The sequence below is a fragment of the Anaeromassilibacillus sp. D41t1_190614_C2 genome, from assembly GCF_015558525.1.
Taxonomy (GTDB): domain Bacteria; phylum Bacillota; class Clostridia; order Oscillospirales; family Acutalibacteraceae; genus Anaeromassilibacillus; species Anaeromassilibacillus stercoravium.
The window spans coordinates 25203-47382 of sequence record NZ_JADMOD010000005.1 but is presented as its reverse complement, the minus strand read 5'-3'; the positions used below and the strand labels follow the sequence as shown (position 1 = coordinate 47382).

Sequence of the window (22180 nt, the reverse complement as noted above, 5' to 3'; positions counted from 1 at the left end):
AGGGGGAAGCTTATGAAGATATTGGCATTGGAGAGTTCCTGCGACGAGACCGCTGCGGCGGTTGTGGAGGATGGGCGGCTGGTCCGTTCGTCCGTCATTGCGTCGCAGGTGGAGGAACATAAATTGTACGGGGGCGTGGTGCCGGAGATCGCCTCGCGCAGGCATTCGGAGGCCATTGTCCCGGTTACGCAGAAGGCCCTGGACGACGCCGGAATGACGCTCGACGAAATCGATGCCATCGCCGTGACATACGCCCCCGGTCTAATCGGGGCGCTGTTGGTGGGGGTCAATTTTGCAAAGGGGTTGTCGCTCTCCGCGAAAAAGCCGCTGATCCCCGTCCATCATCTGCGCTCCCATATCGCGGCAAACTATATCACCGCGCCGGAACTGGAGCCGCCCTTTTTGTGCCTTGTGGTGTCCGGAGGCCATACGCACATTGTGGAGGTCAACGGGTATACGGACCTCCGTGTGATCGGCTGCACAAGGGACGACGCGGCGGGCGAAGCCTTTGACAAGGCGGCGCGCGCCATGGGGATGCCGTATCCGGGCGGCGTGGAGATGGACCGGGTTGCAGAGAACGGGGACCCGATGGCGTTCCGCCTGCCCCATCCCAAGGTGGACGGCGCACCCTACGATTTCAGCTTTTCCGGCTTGAAGACAGCGGTGATCAACCTGATCCACAACGCCAAACAGAAGGGCGAGGAGCTGCCGGTCCCGGATCTGGCCGCTTCCTTCCGCAAAGCGGTAGTGGACTGCCTGGTGCAGAATTTTGTAAAAGCGGCGGAAGCGTTTGGAAGCAAGAAGCTTGTGATTGCGGGCGGCGTATCGGCAAATTCCCTGCTGCGGCGCCGTCTGGACGAAGAGTGCAGAAAGCACGGATGGAAGCTGTATATGCCGGCGTTAAACCTCTGCGGCGACAATGCGGCGATGGTGGGCGCGCAGGGATATTACGAATTCTTGGCGGGGAATACCGCGGGGCTGGACTTAAACGCCTGCGCGGAAATGCCCATACAGGGCCCACAGGGATGAAAGAGAGGTTCCAAAAACCTGCACGAATTTGGAAAATAGGCTAGGTATTCACAAATTTTTAATTGCTATTTTTGCGACAATGTACTATACTTAAACCAGTAATGTGAATTTGGCCATTGGGCCGGAAGGAGAACACTTATGACAAAAAATGAATCCGTTTTGAATTGGATTGAAAACATGAAAAAGCTTGTCAATCCGGACAATGTGATGTGGATTGACGGCTCTGAGGAACAGCTCAACCAGCTGCGCGCAGAGGCTTGCTCCACGGGCGAAATGATTAAGTTGAACGAGGAGAAGCTCCCGGGCTGCTACCTGCACCGCACGGCGGTTAACGATGTGGCTCGCGTGGAGGGCAGAACCTACATTTGCTCCCGCAAGGAAGAGGATGCAGGCCCCACCAACAACTGGATGGAGCCGCAGGCAGCGTATAAGATGCTGTTCGATATTGCGAAGGATAGCTATAAGGGCCGCACGATGTATGTCATCCCGTATTCCATGGGCCCAATCGGTTCCCCGTTTGCGAAGATCGGCGTGGAGCTGACCGACTCCATCTACGTTGTCATGAACATGAGCATCATGACCCGCGTAGGCGAGAAGGTTTGGGACGTTCTCGGCGACAGCAACGACTGGGTGCGCGGCCTGCACTGCAAGTGCAACATCGATGAAGAGAAGCGCTATATCTGCCACTTCCCGGAGGACAACACCATCATCTCCGTGAACTCCGGTTACGGCGGGAACGTGCTGCTGGGTAAGAAGTGCTTTGCACTGCGCATCGCTTCCTACCAGGGCAAGACCGAAGGCTGGATGGCAGAGCATATGCTGATCCTCGGCCTCGAGAACCCGAAGGGCGAAGTGAAATATATCACCGCTGCATTCCCGTCCGCGTGCGGCAAGACCAACCTGGCCATGCTGATCCCGCCGGAGGGCTACAGAGCGAAGGGCTACAAGGTTTGGACCGTCGGCGACGACATCGCTTGGATGCGCATTGGTCCGGACGGCCGCCTGTGGGCGATCAACCCGGAGAACGGCTTCTTCGGCGTAGCACCGGGCACGAACGAAAAGTCCAACCCGAATGCACTGCACACCACTGGCAAAGGCACGATCTTCACCAACGTTGTGCATAACCTCGACGACAACACCGTGTGGTGGGAAGGCCTCGATAAGAATCCGCCGGAGCATGCGGAAAACTGGAAGGGCGAGCCGTGGAACGGCAAGACCTCCACTGAGAAGGGCGCGCATCCGAACAGCCGCTTCACGGCGCCTGCGAAGAACTGCCCGTGCATCAGCCCCGAGTTTGAGAACGGTGCTGGCGTGCCGATCTCTGCAATCGTGTTCGGCGGCCGCCGTGCACAGACCACCCCGCTGGTGTATCAGTCCCGCGATTGGAACAACGGCGTGTTCGTTGGCTCTATCATGGCTTCCGAGACCACCGCTGCTGCGACCGGTGCGGTCGGCGTAGTGCGCCGCGACCCGATGGCAATGCTGCCGTTCTGCGGTTATCATATGGGCGACTACTTCAAGCATTGGATCGAGATGGGCGAAAAGCTGGGTGACAAGGCTCCGAAGATCTTCAACGTCAACTGGTTCCGTCTGGACGACGAGGGCAACTTCATTTGGCCGGGCTTCGGCGACAACCTCCGCGTCCTCGAATGGATCATCAACCGTTGCGAAGGAAAGGTGGATGCCCAGGAGACCGCAATCGGCTATGTACCGTATGCGGAGGACATCAACCTGGAAGGCCTGGACTTCAGCGTCGATACGTTGAAGAGCATCCTGGCGGTCGACAAGGACCAGTGGACCAAGGAAGCCGAGGGCATCGAGGAATTCTACAAGAAGTTTGGCGACAAGCTGCCGCAGGAGCTCCGCGATCAGCTGAATACCCTCAAGGCGAACCTCGCAAAATAAGAACATTTAACCCGCAGGGGTTTGGGAGCGTTCCGGGAAACCGGAACGCTCTTTTTTGTTTGGAGTCGGCCTGCCCGGTGGGATGTTTCCGGAGAGGGACGGCGGCGATTGGCGAAGGGGATGGAACGATGCCCTGAAAATTGGAAACAGTTGCCGGGTCGGTTCCGTTGACATGGCTTTTCTTCCCGTGGTATGATGAGGGCATTGATTGAGCATCTTGGGAATAGGAGTTTTGAATATGAAATGTACAAGGTGTGGATTTGACAATCCATATGACGCCCATTACTGCAAGCAATGCGGCACCCCGTTGGAGGCCGCTGCTCCGCAGGGGCAAGCGGGCCCGCAGTATGCTGCGCCGCCTCCCTATACGTACCGGGAAGGGCAGTGGAACCCGCCGCCCCCGACGTATTATGCCCCGCCGAACTATCCGCCTTATATGGAGGTTGTTTCCGCATCGAGCAAATGGGTCGCGCTGCTTCTGTGCATCTTTTTGGGCGGGTTGGGCGTCCACCGCTTTTATGTAGGAAAGATCGGCACGGGTGTGATCTACCTGTTGACCGGCGGCGTCTTTGGAATCGGCTGGCTGGTGGACGTGATTCTAATCGCCTGCGGGAGTTTCACGGATTCTGCGGGTGCGCCTTTAAAGCGATAGGAATTTCGAAATATGGAGAAACGTTCAGATGGGGAAGGGGCCTTTCCATTGTAAACGGAGGGGCCTTCTCTGTTTTTCCTTCAGCGGGCGTGGGATTTCGACATAGATCCGTCGTATATTTTGTGGCAGGAAAACTCGAAAAACGGCCGGGGATGCAAGTTCACTCTTGATTTTTTTGGGAATCTATGCTATCATAAATAGCGTTCTAAAAATCCGGGTGTAGCGCAGTTTTGGTAGCGCGCTTGAATGGGGTTCAAGAGGCCGCAGGTTCAACTCCTGTCACTCGGACCAAAGGTGAGTCCTTATAGGACTCACCTTTTCTTTATGTTCAGATACTTCTTACCACACTTTTTGGTATATGATATTATTTGTATATGCATAATTTGAAGTAATTGGATGTGACTTTGTGACTAACAACGAACTAGTAAGTAAAAAGTTAAAGCGCCAAACCGAACTTTTAAAAATTTATTTGAAAAACATGTGGATTGTAAAGCAACGTATCCGAGCTGTTTTATCTATTTATTGCAGTACCGAAGATAGGCGTACGTCAACGTTATTTCCACAGACAAATATTGAATTTTCATTATTGCAAATCAGGAAGATTCTTGAATTAATTGCGTTGTCATCCTTGGTTTCAAACATGGATCTATACAAGTCAAAATTGGAAAGTATTGAGCATATGTGGAACGCACGGCTAATTTTTAGGGATATTGAGCGAATCAATCCTGACTTTTATCCGAGTGCGATAATCATCGATCCAGGGGATAAAAGCAAATGGTATGACCGCACAGATAATATATTATCAAAAGATGAGTTTATAAAAATATATGATAAAATAGGAAAAGCCATGCATGAGGATTCGCCACTTTTATCTTTTAAAGAAACGGAGCTTTATTATAAAGAAATGGAAAACAATATTTTGGGATGGATCAAAAAAATTCAAAATCTCCTATGGGCACATTTAATCAAACTAGAAGACAAAGATACTATATTTTATGTTTCAATAGATGGAAAACTAAGTGACTCTCCGTATGGGAATATTTTTGAAGCTGTTAAGTCAGCAGAATAAATCCTTTTGCTTTTTGCTTGTAACCCATTGATGTAGTGTTTTTTTGAAATCTTATAATTACACTATGGCTATGTTGATCTTGGACACAAACCATAGCCTAGATTTGGCTTTTTTGCATTTTGCGTGTGTTCAGAACAGATATTTAGTGGGCATTTTTTGTAATAGAAGCTCCAAAGAATAAATATGAGGTATTCCCGAGGAAAAGGCATCTTTTCAAAATTATGGCTTAAATAAATGCCCCCAAAGGCTGTGGAGATTGTATCAAAAATCAAATACTTAAGGGAGAAAAGGAGGAAAAAGAATGTTTCGGTTGTATCCAGGCGATCAAGTTGGGATTGTGGCATGTTCGGATGCATTGCCGCGCCAGGAAGAGGGACGCATACGGGAATTGTCCCGTATATTGACACGGCTGGGGCTGGTTCCGGTGTTCAGCGACCACATTTTTGAGCCCAGCGGCACGCGCTTTATAGAAGCCGGGCTGCGCGCGTACGCACTGATGCGGTTTTATGCAGACCCTTCCATCAAGGCCATCTTTGATATTTCGGGCGGAAACCTGGCAAATGAGCTATTGCCCCTCTTGGATTATCCGCTTATAAAAGGCAGTCAAAAGCCTTTTTGGGGGTACAGCGATTTGTCAACGATCATCAATGCCATCTACACCATGACCGGGAACGCTTCCTATCTGTTCCAGGTCAAAAGCCTCACCTGGGAGCATGGCGGGCAGCAGGCGCTGCTTTTTCAGCAGTCTTTGCTGGAGGGCAAGGACGCCCTTTACCGGGTGGACTGGGATTTCATCCAGGGCGAGCACATGGAGGGCGTAGTGATCGGCGGGAATACCCGCTGTTTTCTGAAGCTTGCGGGCACGCCCTATATGCCGGATTTTTCGGATAAGATTCTGTTCCTGGAAAGCCTTGGAGGTGGCAAGCCGGAGCTGATTACCTATTTGAATCAGCTGAAGCAGATGGGAGCTTTTCAAAAAATCTCCGGGCTGCTTTTGGGGACGTTTACGAAATTCGAAGAGAAAGAAAGCCCGTCGGACTTTGCCAAGTTGGTTCAGACGGTTGTCGGCGACCCGGCGCTCCCGATTGCCAAGACGCAGCAAATCGGGCATGGCAGCCAATCGAGATGTTTCATCATCGGGGCGCATTGCGATCTTTGGAAAACGGAGCCTATGGAATGAAGAACCCGCAGCTTGGCATGACCGCCTGCGGCCGGAAGCCCTTGGCAGGTTGCCGGCTTTCCTGTTGGGAAATCTATGTTAGGAAGATTCCCTCTTTGGCAGGGCTTTTGTACAAAGGGATTTTTCCCCAGCGGCCTGGCAAGTGTTGACACGGGGCGGCGGCATCATTATAATAAAAAGAAATGTACGCATTTTTCAAAACGCCGCGCCGCGGGCGGGGCGATCATAAAAGGTGGTAAGAGTTATGGCAGGAAAACAGGTGATCTTGACCCAGGAGGGCCTGGAAAAGCTGGAGCAGGAGCTGGAAGAGCTCAAAAGTGTCAAACGAAAAGAAATTGCAGAAAAAATTAAAGTGGCCCTGTCCTTCGGCGACCTGTCCGAGAACAGCGAATACGACGAGGCAAAGAACGAACAGGCCATCATGGAAGCGCGCATTGCGGACATTGAAGTCACACTGAAAAATGTGAAGGTCATTGACGAGAGCGAGCTCAGCAACGAGAATATTCACATTGGTTCCAAGGTCGAGGTGCGCGTCAACAATCCGCGCACGGGCAAGACGGACGTTTACAATTATAAAATTGTCGGTTCCAACGAAGCGGACCCGCTTTCCGGCAATATCTCCGATGAGTCCGCCGTGGGCAAGGCCCTGTTGGGCCACGGCATCGGCGACAAGATCGAAGTGGAGGTTCCGGCAGGGATGATGGAGTACGAGGTGCTCGCCATCTCCAAATAAGAAACAAGGCGGCGTGTGGATGGCGGCGAAGCGCGTCCCGGCCGCTTTTTCTTTTTCTAAGGGAAACAAGGAAGCCTGCGCCCCGAGCGCTGGCAAAAGATAGGGAGAGCTGAACATGAGCGAAAATAAGAACGAGCAGCCGCAGGCTGTGCAGACCGAACAGGAATTGAACGAACTCCTCCAGATCCGCCGGGATAAGCTGGCAAAGCTCCAAGAGGCGGGGAAAGACCCGTTTGCGATTACGACCTGCCCGCGGGATCACTATGCCCAGGAGATCCGCGACCAGTTTGAGACGCTGGAAAACCAGGACGTCTGCATTGCGGGCCGCGTCATGAGCTGGCGCGATATGGGCAAGGCCAGCTTCCTGGATATCCACGACAAGACGGGCCGGATGCAGGTCTATGTCAAGATCGACGAGGTCGGGGAAGAGACCTATAAGGAAATGAAGGCCTGCTGGGATTTGGGCGACATCATCAGCGTCAGCGGCTTTGTCTTTAAGACGAGACGGGGCGAGATCTCGGTCCATGCGAAGGAGATCAAGCTGCTCAGCAAGTCCTTGCTGCCGCTGCCGGAGAAATTCCACGGCCTGAAGGATACCGACCTGCGGTACCGCCAGCGCTATGTGGACTTGATCGTCAATCCGGAGGTCAAGGATACGTTTGTGCGCCGTTCCCAGATTGTGACGGAGATCCGCAATTTCCTCAATGAAAAGGGCTTCTTGGAGGTCGAGACCCCTGTGCTGCACACCATCGCGGGCGGCGCTTCGGCAAGGCCGTTTATCACGCACCACAATACCCTGGACATGGATATGTACCTGCGCATTGCACTGGAGCTTTACCTCAAGCGGCTGATTGTCGGCGGATTCGATAAGGTCTATGAATTGGGCCGCTGCTTCCGCAACGAGGGAATGGACACCCGCCACAACCCGGAATTCACCATGCTGGAGCTGTACCAGGCGTACACCGATTACAATGGCATGATGGACATCACTGAGGAGCTCATCCGCACTGTGGCGCAGAGGGTGCTGGGCACGACGGTGATCACCTACGGCGATGTGGAGATCGACTTGGGCAAGCCGTTTGAGCGCATTTCCATGGTGGATGCGGTCAAGAAGTATGCGGGCGTGGACTTTGATGCGATTGCGACCGACGAAGAGGCGAAGGCTGTGGCCAAGGAGCATCATATCCAGTATGAGGAGCGCCACAAGAAGGGCGACATCCTGAACCTGTTCTTCGACGAATATTGTGAGGAAAAGCTCATCCAGCCCACCTTCCTGATGAACCATCCGGTGGAGATTTCCCCGCTGGCGAAGAAGATGCCGGGGAATCCGGCATACACCGAGCGGTTCGAGCTCTTCATTGTTGGGCGCGAGCATGCGAATGCATTCTCCGAGCTGAACGACCCGATCGACCAGCGCCAGCGCTTCGAGGCGCAGGCGGCGCTCAAGGCGGCGGGCGACGAGGAAGCATGCGATGTGGATGAGGATTTCCTGACCGCGCTGGAATACGGTATGCCGCCCACGGGCGGGCTGGGCATCGGCGTGGACCGTCTTGTGATGCTGCTGACCAATGCGGCATCCATCCGCGACGTCCTGCTGTTCCCCACGATGAAGCCGCGCGACTAAGACGAAAATTTAGGAGTTTCTACAGCGCGGATTTGCCTTTCCAGGCGATCCGCGCGTAATTTTATGATAAAGGAGAGGACATCCATGAGAAGCGATCTGATGAAAGAAGGTTCCACCCGCGCGCCGCACCGTTCCCTTTTGCGTGCGCTGGGCTTGACCGATGATGAAATGAAGCGGCCCTTTGTGGCGGTTGTCAGTGCTGCGAGCGATTACATTCCGGGCCACCGGCATTTGAAGGATATTTCGGAGGCTGTAAAGGCGGGCATCCGCAACGCGGGCGGCGTCCCGTTTGAGTTTGAGACCATCGGTGTGTGCGACGGCCTCTCCATGAACCACAAGGGCATGAAATACTCCCTTTGCTCCCGCGAGCTGATTGCGGATTCCATCGAAGTGATGCTGACCGCGCACCCGCTGGATGCGGCGGTCTTTATCCCGAACTGCGATAAGATCGTGCCCGGAATGATGCTGGCGGCCTGCCGCATGAATTTGCCCAGCATCTTTGTCAGCGGCGGCCCGATGCTCCCCGGCGAGCACAACGGGACAAAGTTTGGCCTCTCGGAAATGTTTGAGGCGGTGGGCAGCTATGCCTCCGGGAAGATCGATGCGGACGAGCTTTTGGCATTGGAAAAATCCGCGTGCCCGACCTGCGGCTCCTGCTCCGGCATGTATACAGCCAACTCCATGAACTGCCTGACAGAGGCCATCGGCATGGCACTGCCCGGCAACGGCAGCATCCCGGCGGTCTATTCCGAGCGCATCGCGCTGGCAAAGCGGGCCGGTATGCAGGTGATGAAGCTGTTGGAACAGGATCTGCGCCCGCGCGACATCCTGACCCCGGAGGCGTTTGAGAACGCCCTGCGCGGGGAGATGGCGCTGGGCTGCTCCACCAACTCGGTGCTGCACCTCACGGCCATTGCACATGAGGCGGGCGTGCCGCTGGACATCGACAAGATCGACGAGCTGGGCCGTACAACCCCGCAGATCTGCAAACTCAACCCTGCCAGCCAGGTGTTTATCACGGATCTGAACCAGGTGGGCGGCATCCCGGCGGTGATGAAGGAGCTCTCCCGCAAGGGCCTGATCCATCTGGATGCGCAGACCGTCTGCGGCACGGTGCGCGACCGTGTGGAGGCGGCGCCGGATGCGGACGGCGAGATCATCCGCAAGATCGAGAACCCGTTCCGCCCGGACGGGGGCATCGCGGTGCTCAAGGGCAACATCTGCCCGGAGGGCGCTGTGGTCAAGCAGGGCGCGGTTGCGCCCGAAATGATGCAGCATGTGGGCCCGGCCCGCTGCTTCGACTGCGAGGAGGACGCCTCCGAAGCCATCCTGGGCGGCAAGATCAAAGAGGGCGACGTGGTGGTTATCCGCTATGAGGGGCCGAAGGGCGGCCCGGGCATGCGCGAAATGCTGACCCCGACCTCGGCGCTGACCGGCATGGGCCTGGGTTCGAGCGTGGCGCTCATCACGGACGGACGCTTCTCCGGTGCGACGCGCGGCGCGGCCATCGGCCATGTATCGCCGGAGGCGGCTGCGGGCGGCAACATCGCCTTGATTCAAGACGGCGACATCATCGATGTGGACATCACGGGCCGCCAGCTCAATGTCCGCGTGAGCGACGAAGAGCTCGCCAAGCGCCGCGAAGCGTGGAAGGCGCCCGAGCAGCATCTGACCGGCTACATCAAGCGCTATGCAAGCCTCGTGACGTCCGGTTCCAAGGGCGCGGTGTTTGTAGACTAAAGGCATCGGCTTTTGCGGGTTTGCCGGAGCTGTTTTCTGAAAGAGGCATTGTTTTTTATTTCGGATTGACGGCAGGGCCTTTCCACGGGAAGCGGTGGAAGGGCCCTTTTTTGCCCCATAGCGTTGCTGCCGGGAGAGAAATGAAATCCCCGGGGCGGCAACAGGAGACGTTTCCCAAAAAAGAAGAGAATCATTCTAATTGTAGTACGGTTTACATTTGTATAGGGGATGTTATGCTACAATACAGATACCGACAAAACGATTAAGGAGGAATATCCGATGGGAATGACCATGACACAGAAGATCCTGGCGGCACACGCGGGTTTGGACCACGTGGTGGCAGGACAGCTGATTGAAGCAAATCTGGACGTGGTGCTGGCCAACGATATCACAGCGCCGGTGGCAATCAACGAATTTGAAAAGTGCGGTGCGGACGCGGTGTTCGACAACACGCGCATTGCGCTGGTGCTGGACCACTTCACGCCGAACAAGGACATCAAGGCGGCGGAACAGTGCTTGCAGACGCGGAATTTTGCGAATAAATACGACATTAAGAATTTCTTTGATGTGGGGCAGATGGGCATTGAACATGCACTCTTGCCGGAAAAGGGCATTGTCGGCCCCGGCGACTGCGTGATCGGCGCGGACTCCCACACCTGCACCTATGGCGCGCTGGGCGCGTTCTCCACCGGCGTGGGTTCCACGGACATGGCTGCCGGTATGATCACCGGCAAGGCTTGGTTCAAGGTGCCTTCCGCGATCAAGGTGGTGCTGGAGGGCAAGCCCGGCCGCTGGGTGAGCGGCAAGGATGTCATCCTGCATCTGATCGGCGAGATCGGCGTGGACGGCGCGCTGTATAAATCCCTGGAGTTTACAGGCAAGGGTGTGGAATACCTGAGCATGGACGACCGCCTGTGCATTGCAAACATGGCGATTGAGGCCGGCGCGAAGAACGGTATTTTCCCGGTGGACGGCGTGACGTTGGAATACTGCGAGGGCCGCTTCCAGAGGCAGCCGGTCATCTTCAGCGCGGATGCCGACGCGGAGTACGATTCGACGGTCACCATCGACCTCTCCACGCTGCGCCCGACGGTTGCGTTCCCGCATCTGCCGGAGAACACCAAGACGATCGACGAGGTCGCCCAGATGGAGCCCATCGCGATCCAGCAGAGCGTGATCGGTTCCTGCACGAACGGGCGCATCGAAGACCTGCGCGCCGCTGCAAAGATCCTCGCGGGCCGCAAGGTGGCGAAGGGCGTGCGCTGCATCGTGATCCCGGGGACGCAGGACATCTATTTGCAGGCGATCAAGGAGGGCATCGCGGAGGTCTTTATCAAGGCGGGCGCTGTCTTCAGCACGCCGACCTGCGGGCCGTGCCTGGGCGGCCATATGGGCGTTTTGGCCAAGGGGGAACGCGCCATTTCCACCACGAACCGCAACTTTGTAGGCCGTATGGGACATGTGGAGTCTGAAGTCTACCTGGCGAGCCCCGCGGTTGCGGCGGCCAGCGCAGTAGCAGGCTATATCGCGGACCCGGACAAGATTTGAGGAGGTAGGCAACATGAATGCACATGGAATCGTACATAAATATGGGGATAACGTTGATACGGACGTGATCATCCCCGCGCGCTATTTGAATACGGCTTCCCACGCGGAGCTGGCCTCCCACTGCATGGAGGACATCGACAAGGACTTTGTCAAGAACGTGAAGCCCGGCGACATCATCGTGGCGAATAAAAACTTCGGCTGCGGCTCTTCCAGAGAGCATGCGCCGATTGCGATCAAGGCCAGCGGCGTTTCCTGCGTGATCGCATCCACGTTCGCCCGCATTTTTTACCGCAATGCGATCAACATCGGCCTGCCGATCCTGGAGTGCGACGCTGCCGCGCAGGAGATCCAGGCAGGGGACGAGGTCGAGGTGGACTTCGATACGGGCGTGATCACGGATGTGACCACGGGGAAGACCTATAAGGCGCAGCCGTTCCCGCCGTTTATCCAGAACATCATCCAAAAGGGCGGGCTGCTCAAGAGCATCACGGAAAAATAAAGATTGGAAATCAAAGGCGAGGGTTCCGGCGGAGTTGGGACCCTCGTCTTTTTTATGAGAAGGCGGCCTGTTGGGAATCTTTGGGATGGTTTTCTTTTGCGTGAATGGCGCAGAAGAGGTTCCATAACAATAAATATTTCATAAAAAATATATAAAATTATAGATTTAAATAGAATTTTATAGTAATATATGATTATAAAAGCTTGCGGAAGCCAGCGATGATGTTTTTTCTGAACGGTGCGCTGGGGAGCGGCGTCCGGGTCAAAAAATTCCCCGCGCCGATAAAAGCCCTGCGTTTGTTTTTAAGAATCATTTCTTTCAAGATGCACCATTTTTCTACAAAAAGATCCGCATTGGATTTTTAATGCGCATGTGGTAAAATAGAAAAAACATGCTTCCACATGGGGAAGCCTCGTTGTGCAAAATTGGGGAAGACTTTTGAAAGGCAAAGAAAGAGGGATCGATATGAAACATTTCTATCCGCTGTGCGCGGCCGAAAGGTTGCAGGATCACAAAATCCTGGAGTACAACCGCCCGCAGGAAGTAAACATCTGCGTGTGCATGACGATCCGGGCTGGGGTGGATTTCGGCCTGCTGAAGCACTGCATCCAGTTGGAGTATGCGCGGCAGGAATCCCTGCGCATCCGCTTCACAAAGCGGGACGAAAACGGAAAAGTTTTTCAGTACTTCGCTTCTTATGACCCGCGCGACATCCGTTTGGTGGACTTCCGGGGAAAATCCCAGGAGGAGATCAACGCAACCCTGGAGGAATGGTCCAGCCAGCCCTTTGAGCAGGTGGATTCGCCGATGAACGAGTTTATCATGGTGGCCATGCCCGACGGGTACAACGGCATCTATCTGCGCATCGACCACCGGCTGACCGATTCCACCGGCATGATCTTGATGATTAACGACATTATGGGGCTTTACTGCCACTTTGCCTACGGCGCGCCCATGCCGGAGGACCCGCCGCCATACCACCTGGCTTTGGAAAAGGATCTCGCAAAGGAGGAGAACGCATCCCGGACTGCCAAGGACCGCGCGTTCTGGGAGGAACAGGTGGCGGTCGGCGAGCCGATCTATACGGATGTGACCGGCTGCTGGAAGCTGGATGCGTGCCGGAAAAAGTACAACAACCCGAACCTGCGCGCGGCGGACCGGGAGATGAACGACCTGCGCGTAGGGCGCGCGATTTATCATCTGGAGCCGGAGCCAACTAAGCGCCTGATGGACTATTGCATGGAGAACGAAGTCTCCATGACAAACCTGCTGCTGATGGGCCTGCGGACCTACCTTTCCAAGATGAACGACGGGGAAAAGGACGTCACGGTCCGGAATTATGTGTCCAGAAGGTCCACGCTGCTGAACAAGACCTCCGGCGGCACGCGCACCCACTGCTTCCCGTGCCGGACCATCCTGGAGCCGGAGACCGAATTCCTAGACGGCGTGCGCATGATTCAGGATTTGCAGAACACCATTTACCGGCATGTCGATTTTGACCCGCTGGAGGTCACGCGGATGTTCCAGGAGCGGTACCATCCGCCCAAGAATACCACGTATGACTCCGTAGCGTTGACGTATCAGCCGCTCCCGATGCGCTTGCAGAACGAGCAGCTGCACGGCATCCCGTTTAAGTCGGATTGGCTGACGAACGGGACGGCAATTCAAAAGGTGTATCTGACCGTGATGCACAGTGCCACCGACCTGGGCTTGCAGTTTTACTTCAAGTACCAGCTGGCGGAGCTTTCCCCGCACGATATGGAGTTGATGTATTATTATCTCATGAAGATCCTGTTTATGGGTGTAGAAAACCCGGACATGACCGTAGGGGAGATCCTGCGGACGGTATAATGGAACAGGTTGACGTTTGGCCGCGCATCCTTTGGTGCGCGGCCAAGGTGCTTTAAGGGATTCTTGGAGGCCGCGCCCGGGATACGTGTGAATAGGCTTGCAAGCCCTCCCCTATGTTCCGGGGGCTGGGGTTCCGGTGAGGCGTTCAGCCTGCGGGGAATTTATAAAATATTCATGACTTTTGCGGGGGAGTATCCTATAATATACTATAAATCCGCAAGAATGTTCGCCGGAAATATTTGGCCCTTTGACCGGCTTGGAATGGGAACGCAAGGAAGTGGGCAAACCGCGGATGGCTGTGATTGAAGGAGGGTGTTACTTATGGCATCGGGAAAAATCCTGGTGGTGGACGACGATCAAAATATCTGTGAATTGTTGCGCCTCTATATTGAAAAAGAGGGGTTCGAAGTAGTCATTGCAAACGACGGGCGGAAGGCCCTGGAAATGTTCGAGCAGGAAAACCCAGACCTGATTATGCTGGACATCATGCTGCCGGAACTGGACGGCTGGCAGGTGTGCCGTGAGATCCGGAAAAAATCGCAATGCCCGATCATCATGCTGACGGCAAAGGGCGAGGTCTTTGATAAGGTCCTGGGCTTGGAGCTCGGCGCGGACGACTATGTGGTCAAGCCGTTTGAGGCAAAAGAAGTGATCGCGCGCATCAAAGCGGTGCTGCGCCGCTTTGGGAAGAACGATGAGAACCAGGTGAAAGAAGTTAAATATGATAAGCTCAGCATCAATTTGACCAACTATGAGTTGAAGGTCAACGGCAAGGTGGTGGACACGCCGCCGAAGGAGATGGAGCTGATTTACCATTTGGCGAGCAATCCCAACCGCGTCTTTACGCGCGACCAGCTGTTGGACGAGGTGTGGGGGTTCGACTATTACGGCGACAGCCGTACGGTGGACGTCCATGTCAAGCGCCTGCGCGAAAAGCTGGAGGGCGTCTCTGACCAGTGGGCGTTGAAAACTGTCTGGGGCGTTGGTTACAAATTTGAAGTAAAGGACAAGAATTAAGGGTGGATGCCCTGGAAAGACTTGGAGCGATAAGACATGCAGAAAACGCTGTTTAAAAAATATCTGCGGGTTACAGCAGCGATTATCCTCATCAGCTTTTTCCTGCTGGGGCTGGTGATGCTGGTGTTTATCAAATCCTACTGGCAGGATGAAAAGCAGGACCTGCTCAGACGAAATGCAGAGAGCATCGCAGGGATTGCCGCTGCAAGTGCAACGCCTGTGCAGGGGGACAATTATATCCTGCTGGATACGGAACGCATGCAGTCCTTCATGAATGCGTTCTCCGAAAATATGGACGCAGATATCTATGTGACAAACCGCGCAGGGGAATGGGTCCTGAGCGCCTTCGGCAGCGGCGGAACGGTCAACCCGGCGCCCTTTACCCGCAGGACGATGGACAAGGCCCTGTTGGGCACATACAGCGGGCAGGGAACCGTCGATGGCATCTATGACTCACCATACTATGTGGTGGGCGTCCCGATCCGCATCTCGAATTTGGATGGGACACGCTCGACCATCGGGGCGGTGTTTACCGCGTGCAGCGCCCGCTCGTTCAACGAATACCGCAACGAGCTGATGAAAATGTTTGCGCTAGCAGCGGTCGCGGCGTTTTTGGTGGCCTTTTGCATCAGCTGGATGTTTTCCTATAAGCTTGTGCGCCCCCTGCGCGACATGGCGTTGGCGGCCCGGAGCTTTGGCGAGGGGAATTTCAGCATACGGGTCCCGGTCACCAGCAACGACGAGGTGGGGCAGCTCGCGCTCGCGTTTAACAATATGGCCTCTTCCCTGGCCAGCAGCGAGAGCGTGCGCCGGAATTTCATTGCCAATGTTTCCCACGAATTGAAAACGCCGATGACAACGATCGCCGGATTTATCGACGGCATTTTGGATGGGACTATCCCGGCGGAAAAGCAGTCGCATTACTTGCAGATCGTTTCCCAGGAGGTTAAGCGTTTGTCGCGTTTGGTGCGCACGATGTTGGATCTTTCGCGCATCGACAGCGGCGAGCTGCGGCTGCACATGGCGCGCTTTGACCTGACCAATACCATTTTTGTGGCGCTGCTTTCCTTTGAAAAGAGCATCGAGCAAAAGAAGATCCAGGTGCTCGGCCTGGAGGATACGGAAAGCCTCTATGTGGATGGCGACCCGGATATGATCCATCAGGTCGTGTATAATTTGATTGAAAACGCCGTAAAGTTTACCAATGAGGGCGGCTATATCCAGTTGGCCATCCGGGATCTGCCGGACAGGACTTCCGTCGCGATCAAAAACAGCGGCGCGGGGATTGCGGCGGATGAGATCGCATTGATTTTTGACCGTTTCTACAAGACGGATAAGTCCCGCAGCCAGGATAAAAACGGCATGGGATTGGGACTCTATATTGTACGGACGATCATCAAGCTGCACGGCGGAGAGATCACCGTGCAGAGTGTGGAGAACGAATATTGCCAGTTTGAGTTTTGGCTTCCCAAGCACGAAGAGCCCAAGCTGAAGGCCGGAAAGAAGGAAAAGGACCCGGCAAAGGACAAAAAGGAGGAAAAACGATGACGGATACCGATTGGAAAGAGGAGGCCGGGATGGGCGCGGAGCCGCCTGTGCCGGAATCCCCTGTGATACCGCCGGTTGCCGAGGGAACAGAGCCGGGGGCCGGGGAACTGCCACAGCAGGGAGCGCCGGCAGAACCGGTTCAGGAATCCCCTGCGGGCCAGCTGGACGGGCCGGAAGAGGCTTCTTCCGATCTGCTGCCGGACAGTGGCGCGCCAGTTGGTGCGGCGGAACCGGCTGGGGAGACAAACGGGCCGGCCAGTGCCCCATCGCAACCTGGAGAATCCGGGGAGCAAGTATATGAGGAGCCGGTTGCAGATGCGCCGGTTGGAGAACAGATGGAAGAACCCATACCGCAAGATGCATTTGCAGAAGGGGCAACATCGGAAGCGCCAAATGGAGCGGTACCGGAGGCGGCCCCCGGAACGCCGGCGGAGGCAGGCGCACAGCCAAGCCCCCAGGATGGGCAGGGGCAACCCGGGACTATCCACCTGGAAAAGGACCGGGATATTTCCAGCGGGGCGCCCATCCCGGACACAATGCCGGTTGGGCGGGAAGGCGCTCCCCAGCAGGAATATGGCGCGCCCCCGTATGCGAACCCCTATCAGCACTATGGACAGTATCAGAATCCTTACATGGGTTCGTCCTACGGCCAGCCGCCGCAAGGTGGGCCGTATCAAAATCCGCAGGCGCCGTATGCACCGCCGTATCCGCAGCAGCAAGTATACTGGAACTACCAGCAGCAGCCGGGCCAGCCGCCGATGGGCGGTGCGATGCCTCCGCAGCCTCCCCAGGGGGGGCAGCCGGGGCAGGACCCGCAGGAGCCGCGCCGCAAGATGAGCGGCGGATTGAAAGCGTTCCTGTGGATCCTCGGCATTTTGGCGGGCCTGTTCCTGGTGGCGTTCTGTGTTGTGAGCATCAACACCGCGGTGTTGCAGATGGAACAGGGCGGCAATACCACGGAGGGCCAGAACCCCTCGGCCAGCGAACCTGCCCCCGATGGCGGGACGTCCCCGGAAGAGGGGCAGAGCACCCCGCCGCAAAACGATGCGACCGACCCGGACAACGCCGGGATGGTGATCGAACCCCGGCCGGAAGGGGACGGGATGAGCGCCAAGGAGGTCTACCGCCAGGTTGTCGAGAGCGTGGTCGGCGTGGAGACGTCCGCGGACGATGGGACCGGCCTGCTGAGCCAGGGTTCTGGAATTGTTGCGACGAAGAGCGGGTATATCATCACCAATGCGCACGTGGTGGAGTACTCCAAGGATTACAATGTAACGGTGACCCTGCACGAAGATGAGACCGCGTATGATGCAGTGGTCGTGGGGTACGACAAGACCTCCGACCTCGCGATTTTAAAAATCGAAGCGGATAATCTAAAGCCCGCTGTGTTTGGCGATGTGGACCAGATGGAGATCGGCGACGAAGTGCTGGCGATCGGCAATCCGGGCGGCCTGGATTTCGCCAGCACCCTGACGGGCGGCTATATTTCCGCATTGAACCGTACGCTGAAATCCAACAGCGACAACGGGATGACCTACATCCAGACGGATGCGGCGATCAATCCCGGCAATTCCGGCGGGCCGCTGGTCAACATGTACGGCCAGGTGATCGGCATCAACTCTAACAAAATCATCTCCACCGGCTACGAGGGGATGGGATTTGCCATCCCGGTCAGCCATGCAAAATCCATCATCGACGACTTGATCGCACGGGGATATGTCAGCGGGCGCGCCCGCTTGGGGATTACGGCCAGCAATGTGGCCGGGATGCAGGCACAGCTGGCAGGGCTGCCCAACGGCGTGCGAATCATCAGCATTGATCCGGAAAGCAGCTTCGCGCAGGCCGGCGCTGTGGTGGGCGACATCATCACCCAAGCGGATGGCGACACTATTGAAAGCATGGACGACCTCTATACGGTGCTGGGACGCCATAAGCCTGGGGATGTGATTGCGGTTACCCTGTATCAGCCGTCTCAAAACGGGGGCAATGGGCAGAGCCGCGAAGTACAGATTACACTTTTGGAGGACCGCGGGGAAACCCAGCAGACGGTCAGCCAACCAGTAACGCCGTAATGAGGCGAAAGCCATAGGCCCGGCGTGGATTGCCAACATAGAGAATAATAAAGGACGCTTTTCAACGGCTTTGTCTGCCGTTGGGAAGCGTCCTTTTTACTTGTTTTTTCGGGAGCTGCTCCGCCATTCTTTTTGAAAGGGATTGCCTTTCAGGCCCGGTGGTTGGAAAGGCTGGTATAACGGCTTTCTTGGGGGGCCGATTCAAGAACCAGGGAGAAGCCGGGCCGATGCACGGGGATTAGAGGCTTACAGGCGTAGGCCCTTCACATCTTTGATGCGGGAGAGAATGACGTGGCTGTTTAAGCGGATAACGCCGGGCAGACGGTCGAGCTCTGTCCGGATGAAGGTCTCCAGTGCTTCCTGCGAGGAGGCGACAGCATGGACATGCAGGCTGCTGCTGCCGGTCATGCGGTAAATTTGGGTCACGGTGTCGTTGGCGGAAAGCCGGCCGATGATTTCTTCCAACGAGGCGGGTTCCGCCTCAATTTCAAAATAGCAGGAGATAGCCCCACTGATCTTTTGCGGGTTGATAATCGTCGTGTATTCCTCAATGATGCCGCTTCTTTCCAGGGCGTCGATGCGCGATTTGACCGCTACCCTGGAAAGCCCCACCTTTTCCCCGATCTCTGAGTAGGAATAGCGTGCGTTTTCAATCAGCAGAGACAAAATCTTTTGGTCCAATGCGTCAAGTCCATCCAGAAACATGCGGTTCATCCCTCCATCACATGATAAAACGATTATAGCATACTTTCTTAACAAAACAAATAGGAATATAGAATTGACATAACGTTTTTATTTTGCTAATATAACTTACGAAAAGTTAATTTAAACTTACATAACGAAATAAGAGGGATGGAAATATGCAAAGAGACCTGACAAGCGGAAAGATCACAGGGAATTTGCTGAAATTTGCATTCCCGTTGATGATCGGGAATCTTTTGCAGCAATGTTACAATGTGGCGGATACGTGGGTCGTGGGGCAGTTCCTTGGCTCGGACGCACTGGCCGCCGTGGGTTCTTCCTATACGCTGATGACCTTTTTAACCTCGATCTTGCTCGGGCTCTGCATGGGGAGCGGCGCGGCTTTTTCCATGCAGTATGGGAAAAAAGATTACGAGCGTTTAAAGTGCTGTATGTTTGAGTCCTTTGTCCTGATTGCCGGGATTACATTGTTTGTGAATTTGGTGGTGTTTCTCGGCTTGGACGGGATCGTCTGGCTGTTACAGACCCCGGCGGAGATTGTCGGTCTGATGAAGGAATACCTGTGGGTGATTTTCTGGGGGCTTGTGGCCATATTCCTCTATAACTATTTTGCCAATCTTCTGCGGGCGGTTGGAAACTCCGTGGTGCCGCTGGTGTTTTTAGGGACCTCCGCCGTGCTGAATGTGGTCCTGGACCTGGTCTGTGTGCTGGTTTTCCATTGGGGCGTGGCGGGCGCTGCGATTGCCACCGTCTTTTCCCAGTATGTTTCCGGGATTGGCATTTGGATTTATACATGGGTGCGTTTCCCGGAGCTGCGGCCGGAGAAACGCCACATGTGCTGGGACAGAGGGATTTTAAAGCAGATTACCAATCTCTCCCTCCTGACCTGCGTACAGCAATCCATTATGAATTTCGGCATTCTGATGGTCCAGGGATTGATTAACAGCTTTGGGACCGTTGTCATGGCGGCGTTTGCGGCTGCGGTGAAGATTGATTCCTTCGCCTACATGCCGGTGCAGGATTTTGGAAATGCATTTTCCACCTTTGTGGCCCAGAACTACGGCGCAGAGAAGCCGGAGCGGATTCGGAAAGGCGTGAAGAGCGCAGTCCTCTCCGCGTTTGTGTTCTGCGTCATTGTGAGCACGCTTGTGTGCGTGTTTGCCCGCCCGCTCATGGAGCTCTTTATCCACCCCACAGAAACGGAGATTATCCGCGTGGGGGTGGAATACCTGCGGATCGAGGCGTCGTTCTATATCGGGATTGGCCTGCTGTTCCTGCTGTATGGGTTCTACCGCGCGATGAACCGGCCGGGGATGTCCGTTGTGCTGACGGTCATTTCCCTGGGGACGCGGGTAGCGCTGGCATACCTTTTGTCCGCAATTCCATGGATTGGCGTGACGGGCATTTGGGTCTCTGTGCCCATCGGATGGCTGTTGGCCGATTTGGTGGGGGTTTTCGTTTATAAAAAGATGAGGAAGTCCATGTTTGGAAAAGGGTAGGGTTTTATAAAAAAGGGGCTGTTGCACAAGCGAAAAGCCGTGCAACAGCCCTTTTTTCCTTTTGCGTCATTCTTCTTCCAGACAATGCTCAATCATGCTGACAACGACATTGTTGAAGCTGGTGTGGTTCTCTTTCGCAATCTGTTCCACTTTCTCAATCAACTCGACAGAAAGATAGAGAGACTTATACCCGGCTTTTACTTTTTGTTTCGTTTTCTTTGGAACAAACGGCATGGACTCTCCCCCTTTCTATGGTTCTATTGTATGATAAATACGTATGATAAAATATATGAGAAATTTCTATTACATTTTTCTATGATATTTTATAAAATGATGGGGGAGGTGATGGAATGCGCTTTTGCGACCATTCCTTTTGTATTTACCAAGAAAAGGGCAGATGCATTTTAAAAAAGATTTCGCTTGATGAGATGGGACTGTGCCGGGAGTGTATCCTGTTAGATTTGCCGGAGAGCGAAAAGGAAAGCATTAAAGAACGGATGCGCATGGAATTTGAAGAACGGGATCAATGGCCTGAGAAATACAATTAAAAAACGCCTGCATGTTTGAATGTGTCTTGCTTCAAACATGCAGGCGAAATTTTTATCAATCGTTATCGCTCCCTGCCGAGGAAAAATAGGGCGATTGTGCCGGGGCCGGAGTGGGCGCCGATGACCGGGCCGACGTAGTTGATGACCACCGGTTTCCGGACGCCGAGGCGCCGCTGGACCTCCCCCGCCACAAATTGGGCATCCTCCAGAGAATCGCCGTGGCTGATGAAAACCGTCTGCTCTTCCGGATCGATTGCAAGCTGCTCCATGCGGTCCACCAGGGCGGTTAGAGAGGGGCGGCGGCCACGCGCTTTGCTGACATTGATCAGATGGCCCGCGTTATCCATATGCATGACCGGCTTGATGCTCAGCATCGTACCGACCAGGGCGGTTGCGGCCGAAACGCGCCCACCGCGCTTGAGAAATTGCAGGTCTTCCACAGTGAACCAATGGCAGAGGTGAAATTTTTCGGTTTCCAACCAATCGCGCACCTCTTCAATGCCCTTTCCTTTGGCGCGTTCCTGTGCGGCAAGATAGACCAGCAGGCCCTGGCCCAGAGAAGCGCAGAGGGAATCGACCGCGTAGATTTTCCGCTCCGGATATTTTTGCGACAGCTCTTGAACGGCGACCGCAGCGGCATTGTACGTGTTGCTGAGGCCGGAGGAAAAGGCGATGCACAGGACGTCTTTGCCCGCTGCCAAAAGGGGTTCCATCGCGGAGGTAAACGCCTCGACGTTGACCGCGGAGGTGGTGCAGGGCTGCCCCGCGCGAAGCGCCTCATAAAAGGTGTGCAGGGGGATTTCCCGCTCATCCAGATAATTATAATACTCCTTCCCCTGCATCACAAAGGCGAGCGGAAGAACGGTCAGGTCCATTTCCTGCGCCATCGGTGCGGGAAGGTCGCAGGAAGAGTCTGTGACAATGGAAAATGTGTTCATTGGGAAGCCTCCTTTCCTGGATTGGA

General features: G+C 55.0%; 18 protein-coding genes and 1 tRNA gene. 16 read left to right on the top strand and 3 right to left on the bottom strand.

The features are described 5' to 3' along the window. The first annotated feature begins 12 nt into the window (after positions 1 to 12). The 15 genes from tsaD to I2G69_RS05895 all read left to right on the top strand — a co-directional run bounded on the left by tsaD (position 13) and on the right by I2G69_RS05895 (position 18467). Positions 13 to 1029 carry a tRNA (adenosine(37)-N6)-threonylcarbamoyltransferase complex transferase subunit TsaD gene (gene tsaD / locus I2G69_RS05965; RefSeq protein WP_191521323.1) on the top strand — a complete coding sequence of 339 codons (1017 nt, stop codon included), beginning with the start codon at positions 13 to 15 and terminating at the stop codon, positions 1027 to 1029. 138 nt (positions 1030 to 1167) lie between these two features. Next, a complete protein-coding gene (locus I2G69_RS05960; RefSeq protein WP_195451182.1) occupies positions 1168 to 2934 on the top strand; it encodes a phosphoenolpyruvate carboxykinase (GTP) in 1767 nt (588 codons plus the stop codon). A gap of 238 nt (positions 2935 to 3172) precedes the next feature. Then, positions 3173 to 3586 carry a TM2 domain-containing protein gene (locus tag I2G69_RS14070; RefSeq protein ID WP_207740549.1) on the top strand — a complete coding sequence of 138 codons (414 nt, stop codon included), beginning with the start codon at positions 3173 to 3175 and terminating at the stop codon, positions 3584 to 3586. 213 nt (positions 3587 to 3799) lie between these two features. Continuing rightward, positions 3800 to 3877: transfer RNA gene (locus tag I2G69_RS05950), tRNA-Pro, on the top strand. Positions 3878 to 3992: 115 nt separating this feature from the next. Then, positions 3993 to 4655 (top strand): hypothetical protein, encoded by a 663-nt coding sequence (locus I2G69_RS05945; RefSeq protein ID WP_191441127.1) that lies wholly within the window; start codon positions 3993 to 3995, stop codon positions 4653 to 4655. A gap of 301 nt (positions 4656 to 4956) precedes the next feature. Further along, positions 4957 to 5835: a S66 family peptidase gene (locus I2G69_RS05940; protein ID WP_195560405.1), complete on the top strand. Its 879-nt coding sequence runs from the start codon at positions 4957 to 4959 to the stop codon at positions 5833 to 5835. A gap of 244 nt (positions 5836 to 6079) precedes the next feature. Then, a complete protein-coding gene (gene greA, locus I2G69_RS05935) occupies positions 6080 to 6568 on the top strand; it encodes a transcription elongation factor GreA (RefSeq protein ID WP_087231226.1) in 489 nt (162 codons plus the stop codon). Positions 6569 to 6683: 115 nt separating this feature from the next. After that, positions 6684 to 8192: a lysine--tRNA ligase gene (gene lysS, locus I2G69_RS05930; protein WP_191395685.1), complete on the top strand. Its 1509-nt coding sequence runs from the start codon at positions 6684 to 6686 to the stop codon at positions 8190 to 8192. 84 nt (positions 8193 to 8276) lie between these two features. Continuing rightward, entirely contained in the window at positions 8277 to 9932 is a 1656-nt protein-coding gene (gene ilvD / locus I2G69_RS05925) for a dihydroxy-acid dehydratase (RefSeq protein ID WP_191448490.1), read from the top strand. A 279-nt stretch (positions 9933 to 10211) separates the two neighbouring features. Beyond that, complete coding sequence (gene leuC, locus I2G69_RS05920) at positions 10212 to 11480, top strand: 3-isopropylmalate dehydratase large subunit (RefSeq protein ID WP_195450977.1); 1269 nt, start codon at positions 10212 to 10214, stop codon at positions 11478 to 11480. 13 nt (positions 11481 to 11493) lie between these two features. Next, positions 11494 to 11979 (top strand): 3-isopropylmalate dehydratase small subunit, encoded by a 486-nt coding sequence (gene leuD / locus I2G69_RS05915; RefSeq protein WP_087231567.1) that lies wholly within the window; start codon positions 11494 to 11496, stop codon positions 11977 to 11979. A gap of 465 nt (positions 11980 to 12444) precedes the next feature. After that, a complete protein-coding gene (locus I2G69_RS05910) occupies positions 12445 to 13830 on the top strand; it encodes a condensation domain-containing protein (protein WP_191395684.1) in 1386 nt (461 codons plus the stop codon). Between the two features lie 321 nt (positions 13831 to 14151). Beyond that, the gene (locus tag I2G69_RS05905; protein ID WP_087231573.1) at positions 14152 to 14847 is read left to right on the top strand and encodes a response regulator transcription factor; all 696 of its coding nucleotides are present in this window, start codon (positions 14152 to 14154) and stop codon (positions 14845 to 14847) included. 36 nt (positions 14848 to 14883) lie between these two features. After that, complete coding sequence (locus I2G69_RS05900) at positions 14884 to 16395, top strand: HAMP domain-containing sensor histidine kinase (RefSeq protein ID WP_087231576.1); 1512 nt, start codon at positions 14884 to 14886, stop codon at positions 16393 to 16395. After that, on the top strand, positions 16392 to 18467 hold the full coding sequence (locus I2G69_RS05895; RefSeq protein WP_195560404.1) for a trypsin-like peptidase domain-containing protein: 2076 nt from the start codon (positions 16392 to 16394) through the stop codon (positions 18465 to 18467). Before I2G69_RS05900 ends, I2G69_RS05895 begins: the two co-directional genes overlap by 4 nt. Positions 18468 to 18713: 246 nt before the next feature. On the opposite strand, the gene I2G69_RS05890 is transcribed toward I2G69_RS05895, so the two are convergent. Next, positions 18714 to 19172: an Lrp/AsnC family transcriptional regulator gene (locus tag I2G69_RS05890; RefSeq protein WP_087231584.1), complete on the bottom strand. Its 459-nt coding sequence runs from the start codon at positions 19170 to 19172 to the stop codon at positions 18714 to 18716. 155 nt (positions 19173 to 19327) lie between these two features. On the opposite strand from I2G69_RS05890, the gene I2G69_RS05885 reads away from it, so the two are divergent. Next, positions 19328 to 20668, top strand: coding sequence for an MATE family efflux transporter (locus tag I2G69_RS05885; protein WP_195560403.1), 1341 nt, complete (start codon positions 19328 to 19330; stop codon positions 20666 to 20668). Positions 20669 to 20734: 66 nt separating this feature from the next. Here the strand turns inward: I2G69_RS05885 and I2G69_RS05880 are convergent, their stop codons facing one another. Together I2G69_RS05880 and I2G69_RS05875 are read right to left on the bottom strand one after the other, a co-directional pair. Beyond that, positions 20735 to 20902 (bottom strand): hypothetical protein, encoded by a 168-nt coding sequence (locus I2G69_RS05880; protein ID WP_191395681.1) that lies wholly within the window; start codon positions 20900 to 20902, stop codon positions 20735 to 20737. Positions 20903 to 21278: 376 nt separating this feature from the next. Next, entirely contained in the window at positions 21279 to 22154 is an 876-nt protein-coding gene (locus I2G69_RS05875) for a DegV family protein (protein ID WP_191441119.1), read from the bottom strand. Between the last annotated feature and the right edge of the window lie 26 nt (positions 22155 to 22180).

Bases quoted from the DNA above. Each gene is read 5' to 3' on its own strand.
- tsaD (WP_191521323.1), top strand. From the start codon at position 13: ATGAAGATATTGGCATTGGAGAGTTCCTGCGACGAGACCGCTGCGGCG.
- I2G69_RS05960 (WP_195451182.1), top strand. From the start codon at position 1,168: ATGACAAAAAATGAATCCGTTTTGAATTGGATTGAAAACATGAAAAAG.
- I2G69_RS14070 (WP_207740549.1), top strand. From the start codon at position 3,173: ATGAAATGTACAAGGTGTGGATTTGACAATCCATATGACGCCCATTAC.
- I2G69_RS05940 (WP_195560405.1), top strand. From the start codon at position 4,957: ATGTTTCGGTTGTATCCAGGCGATCAAGTTGGGATTGTGGCATGTTCG.
- greA (WP_087231226.1), top strand. From the start codon at position 6,080: ATGGCAGGAAAACAGGTGATCTTGACCCAGGAGGGCCTGGAAAAGCTG.
- lysS (WP_191395685.1), top strand. From the start codon at position 6,684: ATGAGCGAAAATAAGAACGAGCAGCCGCAGGCTGTGCAGACCGAACAG.
- ilvD (WP_191448490.1), top strand. From the start codon at position 8,277: ATGAGAAGCGATCTGATGAAAGAAGGTTCCACCCGCGCGCCGCACCGT.
- leuC (WP_195450977.1), top strand. From the start codon at position 10,212: ATGGGAATGACCATGACACAGAAGATCCTGGCGGCACACGCGGGTTTG.
- leuD (WP_087231567.1), top strand. From the start codon at position 11,494: ATGAATGCACATGGAATCGTACATAAATATGGGGATAACGTTGATACG.
- I2G69_RS05910 (WP_191395684.1), top strand. From the start codon at position 12,445: ATGAAACATTTCTATCCGCTGTGCGCGGCCGAAAGGTTGCAGGATCAC.
- I2G69_RS05905 (WP_087231573.1), top strand. From the start codon at position 14,152: ATGGCATCGGGAAAAATCCTGGTGGTGGACGACGATCAAAATATCTGT.
- I2G69_RS05900 (WP_087231576.1), top strand. From the start codon at position 14,884: ATGCAGAAAACGCTGTTTAAAAAATATCTGCGGGTTACAGCAGCGATT.
- I2G69_RS05895 (WP_195560404.1), top strand. From the start codon at position 16,392: ATGACGGATACCGATTGGAAAGAGGAGGCCGGGATGGGCGCGGAGCCG.
- I2G69_RS05890 (WP_087231584.1), bottom strand. From the start codon at position 19,172: ATGTTTCTGGATGGACTTGACGCATTGGACCAAAAGATTTTGTCTCTG.
- I2G69_RS05885 (WP_195560403.1), top strand. From the start codon at position 19,328: ATGCAAAGAGACCTGACAAGCGGAAAGATCACAGGGAATTTGCTGAAA.
- I2G69_RS05880 (WP_191395681.1), bottom strand. From the start codon at position 20,902: ATGCCGTTTGTTCCAAAGAAAACGAAACAAAAAGTAAAAGCCGGGTAT.
- I2G69_RS05875 (WP_191441119.1), bottom strand. From the start codon at position 22,154: ATGAACACATTTTCCATTGTCACAGACTCTTCCTGCGACCTTCCCGCA.